We start from the raw sequence: 26,779 nt of genomic DNA on the forward strand, positions 1-26,779 counted from the left end.
CACCGAGTTCACCGCACCGTTCCAGGATTTCATCACCCGTACCGCATGGGGTGACATCTGGAACCGACCGGGACTCGATCACCACACCCGCAGACTGCTGACCCTGGCGATCCTGACGGCCGTGGGCAATCAGCACGAACTCGACATGCACATCCGCGCAGCGCTGCGCGCCGGACTGGAACCGGACGAACTGGCCGAAGTCTTCTTGCACACTGCCGTGTATGCGGGAGTTCCGAACAGCAACAGCGCATTCGCTCTGGCGAACGCAGCCATCGCCGAGTCCTCCGCCGAGACCGAATCGGGTACCTCGTGAACCCCGCGGAATCACCGCCGCCGTCCTCGGACTACGTCCAGTCGCTCGGCCGTGGCCTCGCGGTGATCCGAGCCTTCGACGCCGAGCATCCGCGTCGAACACTCTCCGATGTCGCCCGAGCAACCGACCTCACCCGCGCCACTGCCCGACGGTTCCTGCTCACACTCGTTCAACTCGGCTACGTCCGTACCGACGGCTCCATGTTCTGGCTCACCCCGCGGGTGCTCGAACTGGGCTACAGCTACCTGTCGAGCCTGTCCCTCCCGGAAGTGTCGGGGCCGCATCTGGAAGCTCTCGCCGAACGGGTCCGAGAATCGTCCTCGGTCTCGATTCTCGACGGCGACGACGTCGTGTACGTCGCCCGAGTTCCGGTCAGCCGCATCATGACCGTCGGCATCAACATCGGCACCCGATTCCCTGCATTCGCGACATCGATGGGACGAGTGCTGCTCGCCGGTCTACCGGCCGACGAACTCGCCGCCTACCTCGATAGAGTCCGGCTGACTCCGCTCACCGGGAAGACGATCACCACTGCCGACGCACTCGGACGCGAACTCGAACGCGTACGGACCGACGGCTTCTGTCTGGTGGATCAGGAACTCGAAGAGGGCCTGCGATCGATCGCGGCTCCCATCCACGACAGCAACGGGACGGTCGTCGCTGCGGCGAACGTCTCCACCCAGGCTGCGCGTCATACCGCCGACGCAGTCCGCACCGAACTACTCCCGGCCTTGCTCGACGCCACCCGCGCCATCGAGACCGACCTGCTCCGGGTGAGTACCGGACCCAACGACAGACGAGGAACCACCCATGCCTGACGCCGTCATCTGCGAACCCCTTCGGACCCCGGTCGGCCGCTTCGGCGGTCAGTTCCGCGATATCTCCGCCCAGGCCCTGGCCGCCACCGTCATCGCCGAACTCGTTGCCCGAACCGGCATCTCCGGTGCCGACATCGACGACGTCATCCTGGGCCAGGCATCCCCCAACGGCGACGCACCGGCGATCGGACGCATCGCCGCGCTCGATGCAGATCTGGGTATCGACGTCCCCGGGATGCAGGTCGACCGACGCTGCGGCTCCGGTCTGCAAGCAGTACTGCAGGCGTGCATGCAGGTGCAGTCCGGCGGTAACGATCTGGTTCTGGCGGGCGGCGTCGAGAGTATGAGTCAGACGGAGTTCTACGCCACCGGCATGCGCTGGGGCGTCAAGGCCGAGGCCGTGGCCCTGTCCGACCGACTCGCCCGAGCGCGAGTGACCGCGGGCGGCAAGAACTTTCCGGTTCCCGGCGGCATGATCGAAACCGCGGAGAATCTGCGCGCGGAGTTCTCGATCGCCCGCGCCGATCAGGACGCACTCGCAGTGCAGTCTCACCAGCGCGCAGTCGCTGCGCAGAACAGCGGCGTGTTCGCCGAGGAGATCGTGGGAGTGTCGGTCCCCCAACGTAAATCGGATCCGATACTCGTCACCACCGACGAGCATCCCCGTGCCGACACCACCCTCGAGTCGTTGGCGAAGTTGAAGGCGATTCGTGCGTCGATCGACCCCGAGTCGACGGTCACGGCCGGAAATGCCAGCGGACAGAACGACGGTGCCGCCATCGCGATCGTCACCACCCCGGAAAAGGCTGCAGCACTGGGTCTTCGGCCGCTGGCCAGACTGGCCGGCTGGGGTGTCGCCGGCGTCGCTCCGCGCACCATGGGTATCGGACCGGTACCGGCCAGCGAGAAGGCGCTCGGACGCCTCGGACTGAGCCTGGACGACATGGGCATCATCGAACTCAACGAAGCGTTCGCCGCTCAGGCTCTCGCCGTCACTCGGTCGTGGGGCATCGAGTCCGACGATCCTCGGCTGAACCCACACGGTTCCGGCATCTCGCTCGGCCATCCCGTCGGTGCCACCGGAGCCCGCATCCTGGCGACGCTGTTGCGCGAGATGGACCGACGGGAAGTCCGCTACGGACTCGAGACCATGTGCATCGGCGGCGGACAGGGACTTGCGGCGGTGTTCGAGCGAATCGGCTGATCACCGATCAGTACTGCAGTTGCGCCGCCAGTCGCACAGCCGAATTGGTCTCCCCGTAGCCCTCGTAGCCACCCACTCGCTGGACCACCTCGAAGAACAGGTCGTCACCCACGGTTTCGGTGAAGAAGTGGAAGAACTCACCGCCGGTCCCGTCCGCGTCGTACAGGATCCCGAGGCGCTGCATCGCGTCCAACGTCTCGGAGCCGAGTCCGAATCGCGCGTCGAGATCGCGATAGTAGTTGGGCGAGATCCGCAGCGGGGTGAGGCCGCGTTCGGTCATCGCACTCGCAGCGGCGTAGATGTCCTCGCACCCGAACGCCACATGTCCGACGCCTCCGCGCCGGGCCGCGGGCAGAGGGTCCGAGTCCGACGGGCGGCCGGGAACCATGTTGAGCGAGAGTCGAATAGTGCCGTTGGCCGTGGCGAGGGTGAGTGCTCGGCTACGAACCAGGCCGATCGCGTCGACGACGTCCTGGCCCTCGTGCGGCACCATGCCGAACACCGAGCGCAGCAGCAACATCACGCCGTCCCAGCTCTCGGCAGGCACGGCGAGGGCGATGTGATCCACGTGCGAGACGCACGCCCGGTTCTCCTGCACCACCTTGGGTGCCAGGTCGAATGCCGATTGCCAGGCACCCGCACTGTGGCGGGTACGGAGGTCCAGCGACGTCGCACCGGTCACGGCCAGACGTACCACTGCGTCGGTGGCGTCGGCCACGCCGGGCATGGAGACGGTGGACGCGGTGACTCCCAGCGCACGAGCCCGAGTCAGCCACAGATCCGGCCGCTCGCTGCGAATCCCGATCTGGGCCAGCGCGGGTAGGTGAGCCGGAACGCCGGGCGCGGTCCACAGCGTGTCCACGGTGGTGTCGACGGCGACCGCCAGCGGCCCCTGGGTGAACAGGCTGAGTCCGTGTTCGCTGTGTGCTGCGGTCAGATCGAAGCCGAGGTGTCGCAGTGTCGTACCCAGTTGCGCTGCCTTCGCAGGCCCTGCCGCGATTCGCAGGGAGACGACGTTCTCGATCGGACCGGGCGGTGGCGGCGCGAAGAGATCGATACCGGCAGAGGGTGTTTCGACGTCGCGCACCTGCTCCTGGAGGTACAGCAGCGACCGATGCGCGTCGGATGCCGTGCGGCCGGTGTCGGAGTGACGGAAGACGTCGTTGAAGATTTCGAGCGACCACGGGCCGGAGTACCCGGAGGCAGCGACATCGGCACCGAACCGCGCCAGATCGAAGCTGCCCTGCCCGGGAAAGCACCGGTGGTGCCTGCTCCACTGCAGTACGTCCATCACCAGGTGCGGCGCGTCGGCCAGCTGGAGGAAGAAGATCTTCTCGCCCGGGATCTCTCGAATGCCTGCGGAATCGTCTCCGCGGGACAGGATGTGGAAGCTGTCGAGGCACGTTCCCAGTGCAGGATGATCGACCTGCCGGACGATGTCCCAGGCATGGCGGTAGGTGTTCACGTGGGCACCCCACGCCAACGCCTCGTACGCCAGTCGCATTCCGCGCCGATGCGCACGCTCGGCGAGGGTTGCCATCTGTTCGACCAGCAGGGCGTCGTCGCGGACGGCGCCGGCCAGCGGCGAGGAGCAGACCAACAGCAGATCGCACCCCAACTGTTCCATGACGTCGAATTTGTGCTCGGCGCGAACGAGGTTGCGGGCGAACTGTTCCGGATCGGCCGAGTCGGCGTCGCGAAAGGGCTGATAGAGGTCGAGGGTCAGACCGAGGTCGGCTGCCTTCTTCGCGATGTCCGCGGGAAGATCCGGAGAGCTGATCAAGTCCGGCTCGAACACCTCGAAGCCGTCGAACCCCGCATCGGCGATGGCACGCATCTTCTCGTCCAGCGAACCACTGAGCGATACCGTTGCCACCGATGTGGCGATGTGCGTCATGCGAGAACACCTGCGGCGGCGCGATCCTCCAGCGCGATCAACGCGCTCATGTGCGCGATCATTCGATCGGCGTCGGCGATGCGTCCGGTGAATATCTCGAATGCGTCGGCGGCCTGGAACACTGCCATTCCGGTTCCGCTGAGCGTTCGGCACCCGACTCGGGATGCGGCAGCGAGCAACTCGGTCTCGGCCGGTCGATACACGACCTCGGCAACCCACATCCGCGGATGCAGGAGTGCCTCGGGCACAGCAGATCCGGGGTGTTCGACCATTCCGATCGGGGTGGCGTGCACCAGGCCGGTTGCGGTGTCGAGGACGGCGGCGAGCCGGTCGAGGCCTGCCGAGACAATGTCGACGTCCGGGAACATCACCGACAGGGAATCTCGGAGTTGTCGAGCCCGAAGCGGATCGGCATCGACGAGAGTGAGCCTGCCTGCGCCGCGTCGGGCCATCGCGTAGGCAACGGCCGCCCCTGCTCCCCCGGCACCGAGTTGCACCACGTCACCGATGTCGGCACCGGGCAATCCGCGGCCGAAGTTGCGGTCGAATCCGGACCAGTCGGTGTTGTGGCCGACGGCACGGCCGTCGGCGAACAAGACGGTATTGACGGCTCCGAGTCGGGCGGCGTCCTCGGAGAGCCCGTCGAGAGTGGAGATGACGCGCTGCTTGCACGGGTGCGTGATGTTGAGTCCTCGAAATCCGAGGTCCGCGGCGGTCGAGACGAGACGGGGCAGATCTTCGACGGTCAGTCCACGGCTGTCCAGATCGATGATTCGGTACTGGTAGGTCAGCCCGTGCTCGGCACCCTCCCGTTCGTGCATCGCGGGAGTGAGCGACTTGCCGATGCCCGTCCCGATCAGTCCGCAGAGCAGGGATTCCGGCATGTCGATCTCCTCGGGCCTAATGTACGAATTGGTGAATTAGCTCGACGGTACTACGCCTCCGCCTCGCGCCCAACCCTTTTGCCGCAATCGGTGCCGATAGAGTTGATCCATGGCTCCGCGCGCAACCGACACGTCCGACGACAGCAGTGGACCCACCGTCAAGCGTCGACGCAACAGCGACCTGACCCGGCACAACATCCTCGAGGTGGCCACCGAGGAGTTCGCGGACAAGGGCTTCGCCGGGGCGCGCATCGACGAGATCGCCGAGCGCACGCATACGACGAAGCGGATGCTGTACTACTACTTCACCGACAAGGAAGGCCTGTACAAGGCCGTACTCGAACGGTCGTACCTGCGCATTCGCGAGCGTGAACGAGACGTCGACGTCGAGGGCCTGGGACCGGTCGAAGCCATTCGGGCCATCGCCTCTCTGACGTTCGACCATCACGAGGAGAATCCCGACTTCATCCGTCTGGTCTCCACCGAGAACATCCTCCGCGGCGAACACATCTCCAGATCCGAGGCCTTGAGCAACCTCGGCAATCCCGCTGCGGAACTGCTGTCGAGCATCCTCGAGCGTGGACAGGCCGACGGGGTCTTCCGCACGGACGTCGATGCCCTCGACGTGCACATGACGATCAGCAGCTTCTGTGTGTTCCGTCTGTCGAACCGGTACACCTTCGAGGCCCTCTTCGGTCGCGACCTCACCGATCCCCGGCATCGAGAGCGCCTGCGCGCAATGCTCGGCGACATGATCATCGCGTTCCTGACCTCGCCTTCTCGCTGATTTTCGCGCTTGCGCGGTAGGTCTCGTCACTTCGGGGGTTGACACGTGGCATGGATCACGTTCAGTATTCAGGGGCACCCGGTGTTAACCATTTAGTACATTAGCGGTCCGATCGCCGAGAATGCGTCGTCGACCAGCGCCCGAGCTCCCCCGCCTCACGAAGAGAGACACGAGAACGATGGATTCGCACACCCCTGGCTCCCACCCGACGCCGCTTCGCCCCGGGGCGAACCCGCGCAAAGCGGCGACCGCCGCATGGGTCGGCAGCGCCCTCGAGTACTACGACTTCTTCATCTACGGCACTGCTGCCGCACTCGTCTTCGGCCGCGTGTTCTTCCCGGGGTCCAACCCGGCGACCGGAACCCTGCTGGCCCTGGCCACCTTCGGCGTCGGATACCTCGCACGGCCGCTCGGCGCGCTGGTCCTCGGCCACATCGGTGATCGCTACGGACGCAAGAAGGTCATGGTCGCCACCGTCCTGCTGATGGGTATCGCGACCCTCGGCGTCGGCGTCCTGCCCTCGTACGAATCCATCGGCATCGCCGCGCCCATCATCCTGGTGCTGCTTCGCCTGTGCCAGGGATTCTCGGCCGGCGGTGAGCAAGCCGGGGCCAACTCGATGACGCTCGAACACGCCCCGGACGACAGGCGCGCATTCTTCACCAGCTTCACCCTCAGCGGCACCCAGGGCGGACAGATTCTCGCCACCGCAGTGTTCCTGCCCGTCGCCATGCTCCCCGAGGAAGCACTGCTCAGCTGGGGCTGGCGAATCCCGTTCTTCCTCAGCGCTTTCGTCGTCGTAGCCGCCTTCGTCATCCGCCGATCGCTCGACGAGACCCCGGTCTTCGAGGAAGAAGTTGCGTCCACCGAACCGCAGCGCCTGCCCGTCGCCGAATTGCTCAGCAACCATCGCTCGGCCGTTCTTCGCGTGATGCTCGCCGCTGTCATCGCCTCCGTCAGCACCATCTTCACCGTCTACGCGCTGTCCTACGCCGTCAACACCGTCGGCCTCGAGCGCACCCCGATGCTGTGGGTGGGCGTTCTTGCCAACGTCGTCGCCCTCTTCGCATTGCCATTCTTCGGTGCCCTGTCGGATCGCATCGGCCGCAAGCCGGTGTTTCTGTTCGGCTCCATCGGCTGCGCGATCCTGATGTTCGGCTACCTGTGGTCGATCTCGAGCGGCAACTACGTCCTCATCTTCGTCTTCGGCATCGTGATGTTCGGCTTCGTGCACAGCGCCACCGGCGGCGTCTGGCCCTCGTTCTACGGTGAGATGTTCCCAGCCCGGGTTCGCCTGACCGGAACCGCACTGGGAACCCAGATCGGCTTCGCCATCGCAGGATTCGCGCCGACCATCGCAGGAGCGATCGCCGGAGCCGAGGTCGGCGCGTGGCTACCCGTCGCGATCGTCACCGCGGTCTTCTGCACCATCAACGTCGTCATCGTCGCCACGTCGAAGGAGACCTTCCGTACCCCCACCGACGAGCTCGGTCTTCGGACTCGCACCACCGACAGCGCACGCGCCGCGTCGGTCTGATCGAGATCGTGATCGACGCACTTCGACCTGCAGCGGCGGGCACCTGGACGGTGCTCGCCCTGCAGTATGCCACTCGAACGGCATTGCGCAGCACTCTCTTTCACCAACGCGACGAGCGCAGCACCGAAAGCCAGACGGTGGCCTACTACGTGTGGCTCGCTGTCTCGAAGACCCGCACGGTGTTGATCGACGCCGGAATGTCCCGGTCCACAGCCGAATCGAAGGACGGGCTCGACTATCACGGGTCACCCATCGAACTGCTCGGCGAACTGGGGCTGACACCGGATCACATCGACACCTGCATCCTGACCCACCTGCACTACGACCACACCGGGGTCGTCGCGGATCTCCCGTCTGCGCGATACGTGGTGCAGCGCAAAGAACTCGAATACTGGACCGGGCCGTGGGCCGCCCGCATCACCCGGGAACGGTGGCTGCACTCGCAGGCCGACACCGAACACATCCGAACCGCCGATCGCGGCACCCGGCTCGACCTCGTCGACGGCGATATCGACCTGTTCCCAGGACTGTCGGTACACGCCGTCGGCGGACACACCGCAGGCATGCAGGTGGTCAGAGTGCACACCGACCGCGGCCCGGTGGTGTTGGCCTCGGACGCCAGTCATTTCTACGAGAACATCGAGGACGACAGCCCGTTCGCGATCCTGCACGCGCTGCCGGACATGTACGGAGCCTTCGATCGAATCCGTGAGCTCGCCGCCGACCCCGGCATTTTCGTACCCGGCCACGACCCGCTGGTATCGAGCCGATTTCCCGCCGTGACCGCCGCCCCCGGTGCGCACGCCGTGATCATCGGCTGACCACGACGAGAACGAAAAATCCCCGACCTCGCGGATGAGGTCGGGGATTCGTCGTTGTCCAGCAAATCGATCGGCCGTATCAGGCGGACTTGTCGCGGCGCTCCGGACGCTCGGGCTTGCGCGGCACGATGGTCGGCAGCACGTTGTCGTTCACCGTCTCGGCAGTCACGACGACCTTCTCGACGTCGTCGCGGCTCGGGATGTCGTACATCACCGGCAGCAGAACTTCCTCCATGATGGCGCGCAGTCCACGGGCACCGGTTCCACGGAGAATCGCCTGGTCGGCAATTGCTTCGAGGGCCTCGGTGGTGAACTCGAGCTCGACGCCGTCCATGTCGAACAGGCGTCGGTACTGCTTGACCAGCGCGTTCTTCGGCTCCGACAGAATCGTCACGAGCGATTCCTTGTCCAGATTCGTCACCGACGCGATCATCGGCAGTCGACCGATGAACTCGGGGATCAGACCGAACTTGATCAGATCCTCGGGCATGACCTCGGCGAAGTGATCCTGGGTGTCGATCTCGGCCTTGGAGCGAACCTCGGCTCCGAAGCCGAGCCCGCGCTTGCCGACCCGATCGGACACGATCTTCTCCAGTCCGGCGAACGCACCGGCCACGATGAAGAGCACGTTGGTGGTGTCGATCTGGATGAACTCCTGATGCGGATGCTTACGACCGCCCTGCGGCGGCACGCTGGCCTGTGTTCCTTCCAGGATCTTGAGCAGCGCCTGCTGCACGCCTTCGCCGGACACGTCGCGCGTGATCGACGGGTTCTCGCTCTTGCGAGCGATCTTGTCGACCTCGTCGATGTAGATGATGCCGGTCTCGGCGCGCTTGACGTCGTAGTCCGCGGCCTGGATCAATTTGAGCAGGATGTTCTCGACATCCTCGCCCACGTATCCGGCCTCGGTGAGGGCGGTGGCGTCGGCGATGGCGAACGGCACGTTGAGCATCTTCGCCAGGGTCTGCGCGAGGTACGTCTTTCCGCACCCCGTCGGTCCGAGCATCAGGATGTTCGACTTCGCCAGTTCGACGGATTCGCCGCGCACGTCGCGCGCCTTGTCACCGGCCTGGATGCGCTTGTAGTGGTTGTAGACCGCAACGGCCAATGTGCGCTTGGCAGCGTCCTGACCGATCACGTAGTTCTCGAGAAAGTCCTTGATCTCGGAGGGCTTGGGGAGGTCGTCGAGCTTGACTTCGCTCGATTCGGCCAACTCCTCTTCGATGATCTCGTTGCACAGGTCGATGCACTCGTCGCAGATGTACACCCCTGGTCCAGCGATGAGCTTCTTGACCTGCTTCTGGCTCTTGCCGCAGAAGGAGCACTTCAGCAGATCGCCACCGTCACCGATGCGTGCCATTCGGAGGTTCCTACTTCCTTGTCCGCGTACGACCCACGCCGACCGGGTGTGGCCGAAACCTTCGTGGGCTACTTCTCGGTCTGTCGTCATGCCGACTTCGGTCGACCGAGTTCTTGGATGCGACGGTACCCGTGTTCGCCGAACATGGGCGGGTTGTTTCCGGTGATTCGCCACCCGATTTCACCGATTGCGCCATTCGGGTCGCCGATCGCGACCGCCGGGTGGAGTTCTGCACTCACACCCGGCGTCGGATTCTTCTGCCGGACCTACACGGTCCGACCGGTGGTAGTCGCTCTGCTACTTCTGGGCAGAGAGCTTGCGGTACTCGAACACGGTGTCGATGATCCCGTAGTCCTTGGCCTGTTCCGCGGTGAGGATCTTGTCGCGATCGGTGTCCTTGCGGATGACGTCGGGATCCTTGCCGGTGTGGCGGCCGAGGGTGGTCTCCATGAGTCGACGCATGCGCTCGATCTCGGCGGCCTGGATCTCCAGGTCGGACACCTGGCCCTGAATTCCACCGCTCGACGGCTGATGAATCAGCACGCGTGCGTTGGGCAGTGCTGCACGCTTACCGGGAGTGCCGGCGGCGAGCAGGACGGCCGCGGCAGACGCAGCCTGGCCGAGGCAGACGGTCGCGACATCGGCACGGACGTACTGCATCGTGTCGTAGATCGCCATCAGCGAAGTGAACGATCCACCGGGCGAGTTGATGTACATCGTGATGTCTCGATCGGGATCGAGGCCCTCGAGCACCAGCAGCTGCGCCATGACGTCGTTGGCGGACGCGTCGTCGACCTGGACGCCGAGGAAGATGATGCGCTCCTCGAACAGCTTGTTGTACGGGTTCGATTCCTTCACGCCGTAGCTGGAGTGCTCGACGAAGGAGGGCAGGATGTATCGGGAGGACGGCAGCTGATTGGGGTCGAACAGGTTTGTCATCGTTTCTCCAAGATGTAAGTGATCGAGGGTCGCCGGGAGCGGCCGAATTACTCGCCGATTCCGCCGGCCTGCCGCGCACGGCTGACGACGTGATCCACGAACCCGTATTCCTTGGCGGCCTGCGCCGTGAACCAGCGGTCACGATCGGAGTCTTCGGTGATCTGCTCGACGGTCTGACCCGTGTGCAGGGCGATCAGCTCTGCCATCTCGCGCTTGGTGTGCGCGAACTGCTCGGCCATGATGGCGATGTCGGAGGCGCTGCCGCCGATACCGGCCGAGGGCTGGTGCATCATGATGCGCGCGTGCGGCAGGGCGTAGCGCTTGCCCTTGGCACCGGCCGAGAGCAGGAACTGACCCATCGAGGCCGCCAGACCCATTCCGTAGGTCGCGATGTCGCACTCGGCGAATTCCATCGTGTCGAAAATGGCCATACCCGCGGTGACCGAGCCACCGGGCGAGTTGATGTACAGCGCGATGTCGCGAGTGGGGTCCTCGGCCGAAAGCAGCAGGATCTGAGCGCACAACTTGTTGGCGATGTCGTCGTCGACCTGGGTACCGAGGAAAATGATGCGGTTTTGAAGCAGACGCTCGTACACGGAGTCGCTGAGATTCAGCCCTGCTGCAGCCGAAGTCATGACGGGACTCTGCTGGTGCGAAGCCGCCGGATTCTGAACAGTCACGGTACCTGCCTTTTCCATAACAAATCGTTGGTTCCTGACACAGACACTAACGAAAGACGGCGGCTCCGGAGTCCCGGAACCGCCGTCGTTCGCTGTGAGCGTTACTTCTCTTGTTCGCCCTCGGAAGAATCTGCTGCTTCGACCTCGTCGGGAGCATCGGCGGGGCTGCCGAACAGCTCTGCGGTGTCGACGGTCGCGCCGGTGGTGTCGGTCACGTTGACGCGCTCGACGACCGAAGCCAGTGCCTTACCGCGCTTGACATCGGCGAACACGGCACCGAGCTGGTTGGCCTGCTGCACCTGCTGAATGAACTGCTCGGGCGGCATGCCGTAGCGCTGCGCCTGGAAGATGATCCGCTCGGTGAGCTCTTCCTGCCCGACCTGCGTGTTCTCGGCCTCGGCGATCGCATCGAGAAGGAGCTGGGTACGCACCGACTTCTCGGCACCTTCCTTGACGTCCTTGTCGAATTCCTCGCGGCTCGAACCCTGCGACTCGAGCAGCTCGGCCAGTGCTTCCTCGTTGTGGTCGAGGCCGTGAATGGCCTCGTGCACCTGGGAATCGACCTCGGCCTTGACGACGGCCTCGGGAGCCGGAATCTCGAGCGTGTCGAGCAGGGTCTCGAGCACCTTGTCGCGGATCTGACCGGCCTGCTCGACCTTCGCGACTCGCTCGACGCGCGTCTTCAGGTCGGCGAGCAGTTCGTCGAACGTGTCGAACTCGCTGGCCAGCTGGGCGAACTCGTCGTCGGCCTCGGGCAGCTCGCGCTCCTTGACGGAGACGACCTTGACCGTGACGACGGCTTCCTTACCTGCGTACTCACCGGCGACCAGGGTCGAGGTGAACTCCTTCGACTCGTCCGCGGAGACGCCGATGATCGCGTCGTCGAGTCCGTCGATGAGCTGGCCGGAGCCGACCTCGTGGGACAGTCCGCTCGCGGTTGCCTCTTCGACGTTCTCGCCGTCGACGGTGGCCGAGAGATCGATCGAGACGAAGTCGCCCGACTGGACGGGACGATCGACACCGGTCAGGGTGCCGAAACGCTGGCGCAGCGACTGCAGCTGCTCGTCGACGGCCTCGTCCTTGATCTCGAGCGGATCGACGACGACGCTGATGGTCGAGTAGTCGGGCAGATCGATCTCGGGACGAACGTCGACCTCGGCGGTGAACGTGAGCTCGGTGCCGTCCTCGATCTTGGTGATCTCGATCTCGGGCTGGCCGATGACCTTGACCTTCTCGTTGGTCACGGCCTCGGAGTAACGGGCGGGAAGAGCTTCGTTGACGACCTGCTCGAGAACTGCCCCGCGGCCGACGCGCGCTTCGAGCAACTTGGCCGGAGCCTTGCCGGGACGGAAGCCGGGGAGGCGGATCTGCTGAGCCAAAGCCTTGTACGCGCGGTCGAAATCAGGCTTGAGCTCCTCGAAGGGCACCTCAACGTTGATACGGACTCGCGTCGGGCTCAGCTGCTCGACGGTGCTCTTCACGGAACATGCTCCTTTGAGTAATTCTTGCTTGCTGGTGGTGCTTACGGTGCTGGCTTGCGGTCTTACCTCGCTCGCCGCGAACACGGCGAACCGTGCCTGCGGCCCTCATTTGTCGGGGTGACAGGAATTGAACCTGCGACCCTCCGCTCCCAAAGCGGATGCGCTACCAAGCTGCGCCACACCCCGTCGTACCCACACCATTGAACAGCAACCGATAGTAGCCCCCCATGGGCGCCCCACCGATGACGTTCGGCGGAACCGGTCGCGGCGGGCCGGTTTGGAATCCTGCGTCGGCGTTGGGTACAGTCTTGAAACGCAGGCGACGGAACTGGCGATCCCACGACTGTTGTTTGCACGCCGATGTAGCTCAATGGTAGAGCCCCTGTCTTCCAAACAGGCTACGCGAGTTCGATTCTCGTCATCGGCTCCACCGAAAAAGCCCCGCACTGTCAGTGCGGGGCTTTTTCGTGTCCGCGTACTCTGGACGGTGTCCGAATTGTCCGTAGAACCGGGCATGCACCGTCGGCGGAAGGCCCGCAGTGGAAATAGTCCTGATCGTCATCGTCGTCGCCGCAGTGGCCCTGTTGGTCCTGCGAAGCAAGAAGAACTCGGCTGCGGCGGCCGAAACCGCGCTGGCCGACGCCAAGGCCGATGCCCGCCAGTCGATCGAACGCCTGGGCGGTCAGGTCTACAACCTGATCGGCACCGACACACCGTCCAAGCAGGCCCTGGCCGATGCGTCCGAACGCAACATCGCTGCCGGTTCGCAGATCGACCAGGCCACCACCCCCGAACAAGCCAGACTGGCCAAGCAGACCGCGCTCGAGGGCCTCTATTACATCCGCGCCGCTCGTCTGGCCATGGGCATGGATCCCGGCCCGGAGGTGCAGGGCATCGACGGCCAGCAACAGGCCGGACGCGTCACCGAAGAACGCAAGGTCGACTTCGAGGGCCGTGAGATCGCGGCATCACCGGATCCGTCCGATCGCACCCCCAACTACTACCCGGGTGGCCGTGTCGCGGGTCGTCCGGTGCCCGCGGGCTGGTACTCCGAGCCGTGGTGGCGTCCCGCCCTGGTCGCCGGTGCGTGGGGAATGGGATCGATGTTCCTGTTCTCGGCGATGTTCTCCGGCATGGCCGGCGTTCCGGCAGAGACCGCAGCCGGCGGCGAAACGGGGGCCGACGGTTCGGACGGCGGTAGCGGCGACGACCTCGGTGGCGACACCGAATACGGTGCCATGGACGACGGGGGCGGCGACATGTTCGGCGGCGACGGCGGCGGGATGGACTTCGGCGGTTTCTAGGTCGCCTGACAGACCGGGCACCAGAACAGGTTTCGCGCCTGCATCACCGAGTGCAGGATGTCGGCTCCGCACACCCGGCAGGGATATCCCTGCCTGCGGTAGACGTACGAGCGCGGTCGTCGCGCACCGTAGGTGTCGCCGTGATCGTCCTCGGGCCGGATGGTGATGATGCGACCGCGTCGAACACCGATCTTCATCAATTCCACGAGGTCGAGCCAGATCGCGTCCCACTCCGCTCGATCGAGGTCCTTGCCCGGTCGCATCGGATTGATCTCGTGCCGGAACAGAATTTCGGCGCGGTAGACGTTTCCGACGCCGGCGAGCACCTTCTGATCCATCAGCAAGGCTCCGATTGCCGTGCGCGACTTGGAGATTCGCGCCCAAGCCCCGTCCGGGTCCGCGTCCTTGCGCAGGGGGTCCGGGCCCAGTCGCGCCACCAGGGCGTCGACCTGCTCCTCGGTGTAGCTCTCGCAGGCCGTGGGTCCGCGCAGGTCGGTTCCGTACTTCTCCCCCACCATGCGCAACCGCACGGCACCCACCGGATCGCTCAGCGGCACAGACTGTTCGGTGAACTTCCCGTAGAGGCCGAGGTGGATGTGCACGATCAGATCCGACTCGTATCGGTGCAGCAGATGCTTGCCCCAGGCCTCGGCCTTCTCCAGTACGAGACCGTCGATCAGCGCGGCACCGGAGGTGAAGCGCCCCTGCGGACTGCTCGCCTCGACCGGTGCCCCGCCGAACCGACGTTGATGCAACCGAGCCAGTCGGTGCAGAGTGTGCCCCTCGGGCACCTACTCGGGCTTTCCCGGCACGACGGGTGCCTCGCCGCTGCGTTCGTACTCGGACAGGATGTCGACGCGGCGCTGGTGGCGCTCTTCGCCCGAGAACGGAGTGCCGAGGAAGGCGTCGACGATGGCGAGGGCCTCGGGAAGGGTGTGCATGCGGCCACCGATGCCGATGAGCTGAGCGTCGTTGTGCTCGCGGGCCAACTTGGCGGTCTCGACGCTCCACGCCAGCGCGCAGCGAGCGCCCGGCACCTTGTTGGCTGCGATCTGCTCGCCGTTGCCGGAACCGCCGAGCACCAGGCCGCGGCTACCCGGGTCGGCGACGACGCGGCGTGCTGCGTCGATGCAGAATGCCGGGTAGTCGTCGACGGGGTCGTAGTCGAAGGCACCGCAGTCGACGGGCTCGTGCCCGGTCGCCGTCAGGTGTTCGATGATCTGATTCTTGAACTCGAGGCCGGCGTGGTCGGCACCCAGGTATACGCGCATGCCTAGAGTCTGACAGGTGAACTCCGAAGCCGAGAAATTCGCCGGTGTGGACGGCGCGAAAGGCGCGTGGGTGGTCGCGGTTCTGGCCGAGACGACGTTGACGTGGACCGCGTGCGCGTCGGTGACGGAGGTGCTCGAGGTGACACGGGACTGCGCACGGGTGGGCGTCGACATGCCGCTGTCGCTGCCCGAGCACGGCTATCGCGTCAGCGAACTGGAGGCGAAGACGTTTCTCGGTACGGCGCGCAGCTCCATCTTCCACACGCCGGTCGCAGGCGTACTCGACGCCGAGTCGTATCCCGAAGCGTGTGCCGTTTCTCGGCAGCTCACCGGCAAAGCGATCAGCAAGCAGACGTGGCACATCCTGCCGTCCGTGAAGGCGTGGCGGGATGCGGACGTCGATCGGGACAGGTACATCGAGGTACATCCCGAATGCTCGTTCCGGGCCATGTCCCCGGCGACGGTCTTCTCGTCGAAGAAGACCGGCCGCGGTGTCGGACAACGACTGGCCTCGATGATGCGATGGAGCGAACACGTCGATCTGGCGGATCTACCGCCAGGACCCGCCGTCGACGACTTTCTCGATGCGGCCGCAGCGGCGTGGTCGGCGCGACGCTTCCACCTGGGCGAGCACCTGACGTTCGGTACCGAGGACGGCTCGGATCGAATCGTGGCCTAGCACCCCCTCGTGCGTGAAAGCTCTACTCCTGCTACGAGTTTCCACGCACGAGGGGAAGTGCGATCAGTCGAACTGCGGGTCCTCGTTGCGGCTGCGCTTGAGCTCGAAGAAGTGCGGGTACGACGCGAAGATCACCGATGCGTCCCACAGTTTGCCTGCCTCTTCGCCACGTGGGATTCGGGAGAGCACAGGGCCGAAGAAGGCCACGCCGTTGACGTGGATGGTCGGGGTGCCGACATCGGGTCCGACCTTGTCCATGCCTGCGTGATGGCTGGTCCGCAGGTCCTCGTCGTGGTCGGTGCTCTCGGCTGCCTTCGCCAGGTCACCGGGCAGGTCCAGTTCGGCCAACGACTCCGCGATGACGACGTCGAAATCCTTGTTGCCCTCGTTGTGAATTCGTGTTCCCATGGCCGCGTACAGCGGGTCGAGGATCTCGTCACCCTTCAGCTTGGCTGCGGCGATGGCAACGCGGACCGGCCCCCAGGCCTTCTTCATCATCGCGGCGTACTCCTCGGGCAGATCGCGGCCCTCGTTGAGCACTGCCAGGCTCATGACGTGGAAGTTCACATCGATGTCTCGCACCTGCTGCACTTCGAGAATCCACCGCGAGGTGATCCAACACCACGGGCACAGTGGGTCGAACCAAAAATCCGCAGTGTCTTTCTGTCCTGAACCGGCCACTGTCCTACTCCTTAGAAGTCGAGGTCATCGTGTCTTCATTGCGTAACAACCGCACACCGCGCAGACATTCCGCACGGCCCGTCGGCCAGCGCGGGGTACGCGTGACGTGATGGGATGGACGGCACTACCCATAACTACACGAAGAGGTGTCGACTGAAGTGGTTGCTCCCAACCTGACGCGTGACCAAGCCTCCGAGCGTTCGGCGATCATCGGGGAAACGAAGTACGCGATCGTTCTCGATCTCACCGACGGCGAGGGCAATCCGGGCGAGAAGACCTTCCGCTCGCTCACCACCATCACGTTCGCGGCAACCGCCGGGGCGTCGACTTTCGTGGACATCATCGCGAGCAAAATCCGCTCCGCGACGCTCAACGGCACCGGTATCGATACCGCGAACTACGACGAGTCGACGGGCCTCGCGCTCGAGAATCTGGCCGAGCACAACGAGCTCGTCATCGACGCCGATTGCCTCTATTCGCACACCGGAGAGGGCCTGCACCGCTTCGTCGACCCGTCCGACGATTCGGTCTACCTGTACTCGCAGTTCGAGACCGCCGATGCCAAGCGCATGTTCGCCTGCTTCGATCAGCCCGATCTCAAGGCCACCTTCGATGTGAAGGTCACCGCGCCGGAGAGCTGGGCCGTCATCTCCAACGCCGCGCACGCCGCCGAGCCTGCAGCGGGCGAGCACGTGTTCGACACGACCCCGTCGATGAGCACCTACCTCGTCGCGCTGATCGCCGGGCCGTACGCGGAGTGGACCGACTCGTACACCGACGACCACGGCACCATTCCCCTCGGAATCTATTGCCGCGCATCACTTGCCGAGCACATGGACGCGGAACGCCTGTTCACCGAGACCAAGCAGGGCTTCGGTTTCTACCACGAGAACTTCGGCACTCCCTATGCCTTCGGAAAGTACGACCAGCTGTTCGTGCCCGAGTTCAATGCCGGCGCGATGGAGAATGCCGGTGCCGTCACGTACCTCGAGGACTACGTCTTCCGGTCCAAGGTGACACGCGCCTCGTACGAGCGTCGCGCCGAGACCGTACTGCACGAGATGGCACACATGTGGTTCGGCGACCTGGTGACCATGACGTGGTGGGACGATCTGTGGCTCAACGAGTCCTTCGCGACGTTCGCTTCGGTGCTGTGCCAATCCGAGGCAACCGAGTACACCAACGCGTGGACCACCTTCGCCAACGTCGAGAAGGCCTGGGCGTACCGCCAGGACCAGCTGCCGTCGACGCATCCCATCGCCGCCGACATTCCCGATCTCGCGGCCGTGGAGGTCAACTTCGACGGCATCACCTACGCCAAGGGCGCGAGTGTGCTCAAGCAACTGGTGGCGTACGTCGGTAAGGAGGACTTCCTCGCCGGCTTGCGTGCGTACTTCGTCGATCACGCCTTCGGCAACGCCACGTTCTCGGATCTTCTTGCAGCACTGGAGAAGTCGTCGGGACGCGATCTGTCCGATTGGGGCGCCCAGTGGCTGCGCACCACCGGCCTGAACACCCTGAGTCCGGACTTCGACGTCGACGCCGACGGCAAGTTCACCCGCTTCTCGGTGCTGCAGACCGGTGCGGCCCCGGGTGCAGGCGAGCATCGCGTACACCGCATCGCGGTCGGCATCTACGACGACGTCGACGGCAAGCTGGTGCGCACCGACCGCGTCGAACTCGACCTCGATGCTGCCGAGTCGACGACTGTCGACGCGCTGGTGGGTGTCTCGCGCGGCAAGCTCGTTCTGGTCAACGACGACGACCTGACGTACTGCGCGGTGCGTCTGGACCCGGATTCACTCGATGTCCTGCTTTCCCGAATCGGCGACATCGCCGAACCACTCCCCCGCACCCTTGCGTGGTCGGCGGCCTGGGAAATGACTCGATCCGCCGAGATGAAGGCGCGAGACTTCGTTGCCCTCGTCCAGCGCGGAATCGGCGGTGAAACGGAAGTGGGTGTGGTGCAACGTCTGCTGCTTCAAGCTCAGACCGCCATCACCAGCTACGCCGATCCTGCGTGGGCAGCCGAACACGGTACCCCCGAGTTCGCCGATGCTCTGCTCGAGCTGGCGCGTGGCGCCGAAGCAGGCTCGGATCACCAGCTGGCCTTCGTCAACGCCCTCACCGGCATCGAACTCGGCGATCGCCACATCGAGGTGCTGCGCGCATTGCTCGACGGTGACGTCGACGGTCAGTCCCTGTCCGGTCTGGGAGTCGACACCGATCTGCGGTGGCGCATCGTCACGGCCCTGGCCGGTGCCGGGGCCATCGACGCGGATGGACTGGAATCGCCGGTCATCGACGCCGAGGCGGGCAAGGACAACACCGCTGCCGGGGCTCGATCGGCTGCGGCGGCACGTGCTGCACGCCCGAGCGCGGAGGTCAAGGAACAGGCGTGGACCACGGTGGTCGACGACGACGCGGTGCCGAACATCACCGCTCGCTCGATCATCGGCGGCTTCGCCGGCCCCGGTCAGGGCGAGCTGCTCGAACCGTATGTCGCTCGCTACTTCGACGCCATCGAAGGTGTGTGGTCTCGTCGATCCAGCGAGGTCGCGCAGACCGTGGTGATCGGGCTCTATCCGTCCTGGTCGATCAGTGAGCAGTCACTGGCGGCCGCGGACGAGTTCCTGGACGGTGATCTGCCGCCCGCCCTTCGGCGATTGGTGATCGAGGGACGGGCCGGCGTCGTCCGGGCTCTCGCTGCGCGGGAGTTCGACGCGAGCTGATCTGGACGGCACAGACGACGAGGGCCGGTTGCCCACCGCGAGGTGGACAACCGGCCCTCGTCGTGGAAGCGCGGTCTGGAGGTGGAGAGTTACGGGCTGAGGATGGACGCGGTCATCACCCGGACGGCAGTGACCAGACCGTCGATGAGATTGCCGTCGCGGAACGGACCGAGCGCGGCGGTGACACCCAACTGTGCAACCCGGTCGGTCGCACGGTTGGACACTCGCCTGCCGGTGCGGATCTCGAGAGCATGCCGATTGGGGTCGACGGAGACCAGGACCGAACGGATGGCATCGGGTGTGCCGGGGAACACCGAATCCGCACCCGCAGCGGGATCTGCGCCGAGATCACCGATGTAGACGTTGAACCGGATCTTGGTCTGTCGAATCGCCTGCGTGAGTGCATCGTCGAGTGCAACCAGGTCCTGCGTCGCGAACGGCAGGTGCTCGGGGTTGGTCGTCCCGAATTCGTGAGCAGCCGAGATGCGGCCGCTCGCGGTGAGGGCTGCACCGACGGGCAGGTCTTCTTCTCTGACGTCACTGCGGACGAGTTCACCACTTGCCACTTGCGGAACCTCCGATCGAGTCGGCTGTGTCGGCACCGTGCGAACCGTGACCTCCGAAAGGAGTCACCTCGTCCGTAGCAGTCCACAGCAATGGCTCGCGCGTCCACTCGTCCGTCAGTCGGTAGGGCGGAACGTCCATACCGGGCTGCTTGTCGGTCAAGTAGGACAACGCGCCGAGGAGTCCGATCACCGCAACCGGAATCACCCCGAATATCAGCGTGGTCTCAAAAATGCTCACAGGGTGTGACGTTAGTCGACAATTGCGCGTCGGACCACGTCGGGGCCGGTGTTGTGACCGAAAAGTGCAGGCGTACCCGCGTCAGGCAGCGCCCTCACCGAGGTACGCGAGCCAACTGGGATCCAGCTCCTTCGTCGTCGCCAACAGTCGCCAGTGCGGACCCTTCGGCGGCACCAACTGGGCGCGCAACGTCCAGCCGATCTCACTGAGCAGTTTGTCCGCCTTGCGATGGTTGCACGAGGCGCAGCAGGCGACACAGTTCTCCCACGAGTGGCCACCTCCGCGGCTGCGCGGAACCACGTGGTCGACGGTCTCGGCCTTGCTTCCGCAGTATGCGCACCGGAACCGATCGCGGTGCATCAGCGCCTGTCGGGTCATGGGTACCCGGGCTCGATACGGAACACGGACGAACGTCCGCAGTCTGATCACCGACGGCACCTGCACCGAGCGGTCGGCCGACCGGATGAACGGCCCCTCCGGATCGTCGTGCACCACGTCGGCCTTCCCACAAACGAGAAGAACCACCGCCCGGCGCATCGGAAGCGCGGTCAGTGGTTCGAAGGTGGCATTGAGGAGCAGCACACGGCGCTTGACCCACGCCGGTACGGCGTCGTCGCCCGTGGCACTGTGGGCCGTCGGCACCACACGCAGCGGAGAAGCCCCCGAGGCCGTCTCACGCTGGTCGTGCGTGGTGCGGCCCTCAGTGGGCGGGAGTTGTCGATGGCGGTGTTGCGAGTTCTTCATGCGTTGCTCCAGAAACAGTCGGCGCCCGCGCATGGCTTGCGTGGAACACGAGTCACAGTGGAACACGAATGCACCCTCCTCGCACAGCCTTTTTCCCGGCATTTTCTGTTGCCGATCGGTGAACATCTCGCATCCTCGCGTTCACGAACGACGAACGACGGCTCCATGCGCTGCGTGACTGGCAAGATTTCTGCGTCTCCGTAGACTTTTCGGGTGTCTGTATCAACCTTCCTGTCCGCATCGTCCCTCTCCGAACCGTCGCTGTTGCGAGATCTCGACACCCGAGCGTTCGAGCTGACGGAGACCGGACGCGACTGGTTGGTCGATCGTCCGCTGCAGGCTCTCGGCTATCTGGCCCTCGCCATCGTGCTGCGCCTCGTCCTGCACAAACTGATCGACCGATTCACCCGCAACAACGTCGGGAAGTCTCCGACGCTGCTGCGTCCGCTGCGCGAGCGTTCGTCGAGCACCGTCAAGGGCGCGATTCTCAACGAGCGGCGCAAACAGCGTGCCAACACGATCGGCTCGGTGCTCAAGTCCGCCGTCTCGGTCATGATTCTCACGTGGTTCGTGCTGTCGGTGCTCGACGTCGTGGGGGTCAACGTCGCTCCGTTCATCGCCTCGGCCGGGATCGTCGGCGTCGCCCTCGGCTTCGGTGCGCAGAACCTGGTCCGAGACTTTCTCTCGGGTATCTTCATGCTCCTCGAGGACCAGTACGGAGTGGGCGACGTCGTCGACCTCGGTGAAGCGACCGGCACGGTCGAGAGCGTCGGGCTACGCGTCACGACGATCAGGGACGTCAACGGCACCGTGTGGTACTGCCGCAACGGCGAGGTGCTGCGCGTGGGCAACATGAGTCAGGGCTTCGCGGTCGCCGTGTTGGATCTGCCCGTGTCCCACACGGCCAACATCGACGAGGCCCGCGCAGTCGCCGAACGCACCACGCTGGCGGTGGTGGAATCGAAGGACTTCGCCGATGACATCCTCGAACCGCCCGAGATGCTCGGTGTCAACGCGGTCAGCGCCGACACCGTCACCATCCGCATCACGATCAAGACCCGCCCCGGACGCCAGTGGGCCGTACAGCGCAGACTGCACCAGGAGATCCTCCAGGCGTTCGACGATGCCGACATCAAGGCACCGTACGCACTGGGTCGCCCGGGTGGGGTCGTGGCCGAGCGAGGCAGCTGAGGGACAATGGACGTGACCGACGCCGACCAGGAACGAACAGAGAGAGTGTGATGACCGAACCGCAGCAGACGTTCTACGACGCGGTAGGCGGTGCCGAGACGTTCCGGTCACTCACGGCGAAGTTCTACGAGGAAGTCGCCAAGGACGAATTAGTGCGGCCGTTGTACCCCGAGGAGGATCTGGCACCGGCCGAACGGCGGATGCGGATGTTTCTCGAGCAGTACTGGGGCGGTCCGCGAACCTACTCCGACGAGCGTGGCCATCCTCGACTTCGTATGCGCCACAACCCGTTTCGGATCGGACCGATGGAGCGAGACGCGTGGCTCCGCTGCATGCACATCGCGATCGCGTCGATCGCCCCCGAGGTCATGGACTCCGCGCACCGAGCCCAGTTGATCGACTACATGGAGATGGCCGCCAATTCGATGATGAACTCGGCGATCTGACGGCCCCGACAGCGCAGCGGGCTACAGCGATCCGACGCGCTGCGGGCTCTTGCCGCCGACGGCGACCTTGAGCTTGCCCACCCGCGCGCGAACGGAGCCGGCCACCTTGAGCGCGAAGCTCATGGGAGCGGGTAGGTGCTGGCGCAGGATGGCGTGCTTGCGTACGTAGTTCTCCACGTACCACTCCGACCAGGTGCCCGCACGGAACAGTGCGGCATCGCCGGGAAGCAGGGTGCGCGGTGCGTGGTCGTCACTCGAGACGGTCACCGAACCGTCCATGATGTGCACGATCTCGTCGACGGCGAAGTACCACCGGAAGCGTCCTGCCGTGCAGTCCCACACGTTGGTGGTGGTGGTTCCGTCGATGCTCTTCGACCACTCGGCGAGGCGAGCCTGCGGGTTTCCTTCGAGAATCCAAGTCGGCTCGATGGGGCTGTCGTTCAGAGCGATGTCGCCGAGTCGTACGGCTTCGATGGTCGAAGTGATCATGGTTTCCGTCGCGTCCTCACCGTCGGGCGCGGCTTCCGCCGCTACTTGTTCCAGGAGCAGAACATACAACACTTTCCCAACGAACCGGCAGGAGTCGGTCATGTGAATGAGCACAAAGCTTTACTGTTCGTTGACCTACGAGGCTGCCTCCTGTCGTGCCCGAACGCCCCTGAATCGTTCTGCGGCCGATCGTTTGGCACTATTGCCCCTTGTGACCGATCCGATCGAAAGCTCCGAGCTGTTGTGGTGGCAGGACGCCGTCCTCTACCAGATCTATCCCCGCTCGTTCGCGGACTCCAACGGTGACGGCATCGGTGACCTCGACGGAATTCGCGACAAGCTCGGCTACCTGGAGCTGCTGGGAATAGACGCAGTCTGGATCGGACCCATCACCCGGTCGCCCATGGCCGATCACGGGTACGACGTGTCGGATCCGCGTGACATCGACCCCCTGTTCGGCAACCTGGAGATCTTCGACGCGTTGGTCGACGAAGCTCATGCGCGCGACATCAAGGTCACGATGGACCTGGTGCCCAATCACACCAGCAGCGAGCACCCGTGGTTCCGATCGGCCCTGACGGCGGCGCGCGGTAGTGCCGAGCGTGCTCGCTACATCTTTCGAGACGGACGTGGTGACGACGGTGCGCAGCCGCCGAACAACTGGCCGAGCATCTTCGGTGGCCCGGCCTGGACTCGGATCACCGAGCCCGACGGATCCCCCGGTCAGTGGTACCTACACATCTTCGCGCCCGAGCAACCGGATCTGAACTGGAACAACCCGGAGGTGTTCGACGACTTCGCGCGCACCTTGAGATTCTGGCTTTCCCGCGGCGTCGACGGCTTCCGGCTCGATGTGGCGCACGGTATGGCCAAACCCGTCGACCTGGCCGACATGAGTCTCGAACTCAACGCGTTGATGAAGAACGACGACGACGATCCCCGGTTCAACAATCCTCGGGTCCACGACCTGCATCGACGCATCAGAGCCGTCATGGACGAATTCCCCGAAGCGGTGACCGTCGGTGAGATCTGGGTGCAGGACAACGTGCGCTTCTCCGAGTACATCAGGCCCGACGAGTTGCACCTGGGTTTCAACTTCCGGCTGGCCAGTGTCGATTTCGACGCCGCAACCATCCGCGACGCCATCTCCAATTCCCTTGCCGCAGTAGAACTGGTCGACGGAACTCCGACGTGGACGCTGTCGAATCACGACGTCGAGCGTGAGGTCACCCGATACGGCGGTGGGGACCTCGGTCGGGCGCGCTCGCGCGCCATGATCCTCGTCGAATTGGCGCTTCCCGGAACGATTTTCGTGTACAACGGTGCCGAACTGGGGCTGCCGAACGTACAACTGCCCGACAGTGCGTTGCAGGATCCGGTGTGGGAGCGATCCGGGCACGCAGAGCGCGGCCGCGACGGCTGCCGAGTGCCGATGCCGTGGGAGGGGCACACACCACCGTTCGGGTTCTCCTCCACCGATCGAACATGGTTGCCGATGCCGGCCGAATGGGACGGGTACACCGCCGAGGCGCAACTCGAAGACGTCGATTCGATGCTGAGCCTCTATCGGACGGCGTTCGAGCTGCGGGCTCTACGTCCGGAATTCACCGGTAGCGGAGTCGATTGGTACGGATCTCCTTCCGGCTGCCTGGCATTTCGTCGACGCGGTGGCCTGATCTGCGCCTTGAACGCGTCGGAGGAGTCGATCCCGCTGCCTCCCGGCGAGTTGCTGCTGGCCAGTGCGCCGTTGGTGGACGGCAGGCTTCCGGCGAACGCCGCTGCGTGGCTCGTCTAACGCTCGACGGTGAGCGACAACTGTTGTCCCGCGCGACGAGCGAAGACGGAGCCGTAGCGGGCATCGAGACGTAGCCAGACCTTCGACACCCGCACCCGAACCACCTCGTCGGGCGCGATCCGATCCGGGTCGACGTCGACGGTCAACGGGTCGCTGCCACTGTGTGGCACGAAACCCATTGCGGTCAAGGCGAATACCGTTCGCATCGAGATCGAGACGTCGTCGTTCTCGCCCGCGACGTGCAATACCTCCTGTTCGAGCAACGAACTCGGCGGACCGTGACTGCTGCCGTGCTCCTTGGCCAGTGCGACGCCGCGCTGCGCGAGCCCAACGAGCACCCGGGCCGGCACATCGTCGAGATGGCCGAAGCCGCCGTCCGGTGGCAGGGCTCCGCGCCAGGCGGAATCCATCGAAAATCCCGGGTCGATCACACCGTCGGTCGCCTGCTGCACCGCCGCGACCAACACGTCGGCACCGGCACTCGTGTCGTCGGGCACCACGGTCCCGGTGATGACCCGAGCCGCGAGAGCATCGAAACCCGTTGCCGCCCAGCAGGACACACCGCCGCCCGCTCGGGTCCGCATACGGATCACCGCAGCTTCGTCCAGACGCAGCGCCCTGGTGCAGAACGTCGCCAGGTTCTCCCGCTCGACCGCATCGGGAACGGTCAGTACGCGCTCATACACGCTGCCAGCTCACGAGAAACTCACGCTCTTCGGGAGTGAGCCGGCGCAGCCGCTGCGCATCGATGTCGAACGCCGCAATCTGTGTCGAGGCCACCACGGCCGCGGGAGTGTCCAACGACGCTCCCCGGGCTCGTACCTCGTATCCGACGACGAAGTCCACCGCCCGCACCGCGTCGATCCACATGAACACATCGAGGGGCCCGTCCTCGTGCCGGAGCTGGCCTCGATACTTCACGTGCAGATCCGCGATCACCGCGCCGTGGCGCAGGTTCGCCGTCGGCCTCCCGTCCACCAACAGCCAGGGAATGCGTGCCTCTTCGAGGAGAGTGACCATCCGGGCATGGTTGATGTGTTGATACACATCCATATCCGACCACCGCACGTCCACGGTGGCATGAAAGCCCACTCGCTCGGTTTCAGGTCGCTTGTCGGACAGATGGGCGTCGGGGACACTCACGTGGTCGTTTCCTCTTCTCGGTCGAGTATCGGCGGTCTCGCCCGTGGCGATGTGGTGCTGAAGGTCAGGGCACCATGTTGCGGACCTGTCGGGCAGCGACCGACAGGGTGGCCAGGTCGAGGGTTCCCGACTCGGCGATTTCGGTCAACGCCGCACGAGACCTCGCCAGACGAGACGAGTTGGTCGACTCCCATTCGGCGATCTTCTCCGCAACCGACTCGTCCGGCTCGCCGCCCGCCAATACGGCCTGCGTGATTCCCCGCAACGAGGAATACAGATCGTCGCGAAGAGCCAAGCGCGCCAACGAATGCCAGCGGTCTCCGCGGGCCAGCTTGGACACCGCGGTGAGCAACCAGTCGATACCGATGTGCGCATCGAGGGCGAAGTAGAGCTCGGCGACCTCGGCTCCGTCCCGGTCGACGATGTCGGCGATATCGATGATGTCGAGTAGGCAGTACACATCGAGCAAGCCGTAGATCCGGCGCGCCAGCTCGGCCGGCGCGCCGCGTTCGATCGCCGCAGCCGATCGGGAGTCCAGGTCGCTGGCTTGATGCCCGGAGATCCACCTGGACACCGACGGTTGCAGTGCCCGCACCTGACCGGCGTACCGACTGATCTCGGCGCCGACGGCCAGCGGCTGCGGACGGTTGGCCAGCAGCCAGCGCGAGACACGGTCGAGCATGCGACGCGACTCGAGCAACAGTTCGGCCGAGACCGCAGTCGGCACGTCCGCGGCCCTGATCGAGTTCCACACCTCGTCGAGTCCGAATATCTCGGTG

The 26,779-nt window shown here is 64.9% G+C and carries 27 protein-coding genes, 2 tRNA genes and 1 pseudogene; 13 read left to right on the forward strand and 17 right to left on the reverse strand.

Translation table 11 applies throughout. The annotated features are described in order from the left end of the window. The 3 genes from A2J02_RS19745 to A2J02_RS19755 all read left to right on the forward strand — a co-directional run. Window positions 1-313, forward strand: a 313-nt coding sequence (locus tag A2J02_RS19745) for a carboxymuconolactone decarboxylase family protein (protein ID WP_197478077.1), incomplete at its 5' end; no start/stop codon positions are given. Beyond that, complete coding sequence (locus A2J02_RS19750) at window positions 310-1,131, forward strand: IclR family transcriptional regulator (RefSeq protein ID WP_082898932.1); 822 nt, start codon at window positions 310-312, stop codon at window positions 1,129-1,131. The genes A2J02_RS19745 and A2J02_RS19750, both read left to right, overlap by 4 nt. After that, window positions 1,124-2,335 (forward strand): acetyl-CoA C-acetyltransferase, encoded by a 1,212-nt coding sequence (locus tag A2J02_RS19755; protein WP_068052519.1) that lies wholly within the window; start codon window positions 1,124-1,126, stop codon window positions 2,333-2,335. The genes A2J02_RS19750 and A2J02_RS19755 overlap by 8 nt, the downstream gene beginning before the upstream one ends. A gap of 7 nt (window positions 2,336-2,342) precedes the next feature. On the opposite strand, the gene A2J02_RS19760 is transcribed toward A2J02_RS19755, so the two are convergent. Then, window positions 2,343-4,232, reverse strand: coding sequence for a sugar phosphate isomerase/epimerase and 4-hydroxyphenylpyruvate domain-containing protein (locus A2J02_RS19760; RefSeq protein WP_068052522.1), 1,890 nt, complete (start codon window positions 4,230-4,232; stop codon window positions 2,343-2,345). Next, window positions 4,229-5,116 carry a shikimate dehydrogenase gene (locus A2J02_RS19765; RefSeq protein WP_068052524.1) on the reverse strand — a complete coding sequence of 296 codons (888 nt, stop codon included), beginning with the start codon at window positions 5,114-5,116 and terminating at the stop codon, window positions 4,229-4,231. The genes A2J02_RS19760 and A2J02_RS19765 overlap by 4 nt, the downstream gene beginning before the upstream one ends. Before the next feature lie 109 nt (window positions 5,117-5,225). On the opposite strand from A2J02_RS19765, the gene A2J02_RS19770 reads away from it, so the two are divergent. The 3 genes from A2J02_RS19770 to A2J02_RS19780 all read left to right on the forward strand — a co-directional run bounded on the left by A2J02_RS19770 (window position 5,226) and on the right by A2J02_RS19780 (window position 8,261). Continuing rightward, window positions 5,226-5,903: a TetR/AcrR family transcriptional regulator gene (locus A2J02_RS19770; RefSeq protein ID WP_068052526.1), complete on the forward strand. Its 678-nt coding sequence runs from the start codon at window positions 5,226-5,228 to the stop codon at window positions 5,901-5,903. A gap of 178 nt (window positions 5,904-6,081) precedes the next feature. Then, complete coding sequence (locus A2J02_RS19775) at window positions 6,082-7,440, forward strand: MFS transporter (RefSeq protein WP_068052529.1); 1,359 nt, start codon at window positions 6,082-6,084, stop codon at window positions 7,438-7,440. Between the two features lie 8 nt (window positions 7,441-7,448). Next, on the forward strand, window positions 7,449-8,261 hold the full coding sequence (locus A2J02_RS19780) for an N-acyl homoserine lactonase family protein (RefSeq protein ID WP_231893927.1): 813 nt from the start codon (window positions 7,449-7,451) through the stop codon (window positions 8,259-8,261). Window positions 8,262-8,340: 79 nt separating this feature from the next. Here A2J02_RS19780 and clpX read toward each other — a convergent pair whose 3' ends face one another. The 5 genes from clpX to A2J02_RS19805 all read right to left on the reverse strand — a co-directional run bounded on the left by clpX (window position 8,341) and on the right by A2J02_RS19805 (window position 12,907). Then, window positions 8,341-9,621: an ATP-dependent Clp protease ATP-binding subunit ClpX gene (gene clpX / locus A2J02_RS19785; protein ID WP_032394600.1), complete on the reverse strand. Its 1,281-nt coding sequence runs from the start codon at window positions 9,619-9,621 to the stop codon at window positions 8,341-8,343. A gap of 297 nt (window positions 9,622-9,918) precedes the next feature. Then, window positions 9,919-10,560, reverse strand: a complete 642-nt coding sequence (locus A2J02_RS19790; RefSeq protein ID WP_008715342.1) for an ATP-dependent Clp protease proteolytic subunit — start codon at window positions 10,558-10,560, stop codon at window positions 9,919-9,921. A 47-nt stretch (window positions 10,561-10,607) separates the two neighbouring features. Next, window positions 10,608-11,258, reverse strand: a complete 651-nt coding sequence (locus tag A2J02_RS19795) for an ATP-dependent Clp protease proteolytic subunit (protein ID WP_082898933.1) — start codon at window positions 11,256-11,258, stop codon at window positions 10,608-10,610. Window positions 11,259-11,341: 83 nt separating this feature from the next. Next, on the reverse strand, window positions 11,342-12,721 hold the full coding sequence (gene tig, locus A2J02_RS19800) for a trigger factor (protein WP_068052531.1): 1,380 nt from the start codon (window positions 12,719-12,721) through the stop codon (window positions 11,342-11,344). Between the two features lie 112 nt (window positions 12,722-12,833). Next, window positions 12,834-12,907, reverse strand: a tRNA-Pro gene (locus tag A2J02_RS19805). 170 nt (window positions 12,908-13,077) lie between these two features. Between A2J02_RS19805 and A2J02_RS19810 the strand changes: the two genes are divergently transcribed. Both A2J02_RS19810 and A2J02_RS19815 read left to right on the forward strand, forming a co-directional pair. Next, window positions 13,078-13,151 (forward strand) — tRNA-Gly (locus tag A2J02_RS19810). Between the two features lie 109 nt (window positions 13,152-13,260). Then, a complete protein-coding gene (locus A2J02_RS19815) occupies window positions 13,261-14,025 on the forward strand; it encodes a hypothetical protein (protein WP_068052533.1) in 765 nt (254 codons plus the stop codon). On the opposite strand, the gene A2J02_RS19820 is transcribed toward A2J02_RS19815, so the two are convergent. Next, window positions 14,022-14,816: an Fpg/Nei family DNA glycosylase gene (locus A2J02_RS19820; RefSeq protein WP_068052536.1), complete on the reverse strand. Its 795-nt coding sequence runs from the start codon at window positions 14,814-14,816 to the stop codon at window positions 14,022-14,024. The genes A2J02_RS19815 and A2J02_RS19820 overlap by 4 nt on opposite strands. Next, window positions 14,817-15,296, reverse strand: coding sequence for a ribose-5-phosphate isomerase (locus A2J02_RS19825; RefSeq protein ID WP_068052539.1), 480 nt, complete (start codon window positions 15,294-15,296; stop codon window positions 14,817-14,819). It lies immediately after the preceding gene. A 16-nt stretch (window positions 15,297-15,312) separates the two neighbouring features. On the opposite strand from A2J02_RS19825, the gene A2J02_RS19830 reads away from it, so the two are divergent. Next, window positions 15,313-15,975 carry a DUF429 domain-containing protein gene (locus A2J02_RS19830; RefSeq protein ID WP_082898934.1) on the forward strand — a complete coding sequence of 221 codons (663 nt, stop codon included), beginning with the start codon at window positions 15,313-15,315 and terminating at the stop codon, window positions 15,973-15,975. A gap of 63 nt (window positions 15,976-16,038) precedes the next feature. On the opposite strand, the gene A2J02_RS19835 is transcribed toward A2J02_RS19830, so the two are convergent. Then, a complete protein-coding gene (locus A2J02_RS19835) occupies window positions 16,039-16,656 on the reverse strand; it encodes a mycothiol-dependent nitroreductase Rv2466c family protein (protein ID WP_068052542.1) in 618 nt (205 codons plus the stop codon). 158 nt (window positions 16,657-16,814) lie between these two features. Here A2J02_RS19835 and pepN point away from each other — a divergent pair, with 158 nt between their 5' ends. Next, window positions 16,815-19,388, forward strand: coding sequence for an aminopeptidase N (gene pepN / locus A2J02_RS19840; RefSeq protein WP_068052545.1), 2,574 nt, complete (start codon window positions 16,815-16,817; stop codon window positions 19,386-19,388). Between the two features lie 89 nt (window positions 19,389-19,477). On the opposite strand, the gene A2J02_RS19845 is transcribed toward pepN, so the two are convergent. From A2J02_RS19845 to A2J02_RS19855, 3 genes are all read right to left on the reverse strand, one after another. Next, window positions 19,478-19,954: a DUF5130 family protein gene (locus A2J02_RS19845; protein ID WP_068052548.1), complete on the reverse strand. Its 477-nt coding sequence runs from the start codon at window positions 19,952-19,954 to the stop codon at window positions 19,478-19,480. Then, window positions 19,941-20,192 (reverse strand): aa3-type cytochrome oxidase subunit CtaJ, encoded by a 252-nt coding sequence (gene ctaJ, locus A2J02_RS19850; protein WP_068052560.1) that lies wholly within the window; start codon window positions 20,190-20,192, stop codon window positions 19,941-19,943. Before ctaJ ends, A2J02_RS19845 begins: the two co-directional genes overlap by 14 nt. 81 nt (window positions 20,193-20,273) lie before the next feature. Then, a complete protein-coding gene (locus A2J02_RS19855) occupies window positions 20,274-20,936 on the reverse strand; it encodes an HNH endonuclease (protein ID WP_176460278.1) in 663 nt (220 codons plus the stop codon). Window positions 20,937-21,167: 231 nt separating this feature from the next. Between A2J02_RS19855 and A2J02_RS19860 the strand changes: the two genes are divergently transcribed. Next, a complete protein-coding gene (locus A2J02_RS19860) occupies window positions 21,168-22,127 on the forward strand; it encodes a mechanosensitive ion channel family protein (RefSeq protein ID WP_068052588.1) in 960 nt (319 codons plus the stop codon). 50 nt (window positions 22,128-22,177) lie between these two features. After that, on the forward strand, window positions 22,178-22,573 hold the full coding sequence (locus A2J02_RS19865; RefSeq protein WP_068052563.1) for a globin: 396 nt from the start codon (window positions 22,178-22,180) through the stop codon (window positions 22,571-22,573). Between the two features lie 21 nt (window positions 22,574-22,594). Here A2J02_RS19865 and A2J02_RS19870 read toward each other — a convergent pair whose 3' ends face one another. Then, complete coding sequence (locus A2J02_RS19870) at window positions 22,595-23,062, reverse strand: cupin domain-containing protein (RefSeq protein ID WP_068052591.1); 468 nt, start codon at window positions 23,060-23,062, stop codon at window positions 22,595-22,597. 211 nt (window positions 23,063-23,273) lie between these two features. Here A2J02_RS19870 and A2J02_RS19875 point away from each other — a divergent pair, with 211 nt between their 5' ends. Next, window positions 23,274-24,857, forward strand: coding sequence for a glycoside hydrolase family 13 protein (locus tag A2J02_RS19875; RefSeq protein ID WP_068052566.1), 1,584 nt, complete (start codon window positions 23,274-23,276; stop codon window positions 24,855-24,857). On the opposite strand, the gene A2J02_RS19880 is transcribed toward A2J02_RS19875, so the two are convergent. The 3 genes and pseudogenes from A2J02_RS19880 to A2J02_RS19890 all read right to left on the reverse strand — a co-directional run. Beyond that, a complete protein-coding gene (locus A2J02_RS19880; RefSeq protein WP_068052569.1) occupies window positions 24,854-25,543 on the reverse strand; it encodes a hypothetical protein in 690 nt (229 codons plus the stop codon). The genes A2J02_RS19875 and A2J02_RS19880 overlap by 4 nt on opposite strands. Then, window positions 25,536-26,000 carry an acyl-CoA thioesterase gene (locus A2J02_RS19885; RefSeq protein WP_068052572.1) on the reverse strand — a complete coding sequence of 155 codons (465 nt, stop codon included), beginning with the start codon at window positions 25,998-26,000 and terminating at the stop codon, window positions 25,536-25,538. Before A2J02_RS19885 ends, A2J02_RS19880 begins: the two co-directional genes overlap by 8 nt. Before the next feature lie 64 nt (window positions 26,001-26,064). After that, window positions 26,065-26,779 (reverse strand): annotated as a pseudogene (locus A2J02_RS19890) (NAD-glutamate dehydrogenase domain-containing protein); the annotation flags it as partial.

It is taken from the genome of Rhodococcus sp. EPR-147, from assembly GCF_001647185.1.
GTDB lineage: Bacteria > Actinomycetota > Actinomycetes > Mycobacteriales > Mycobacteriaceae > Rhodococcoides.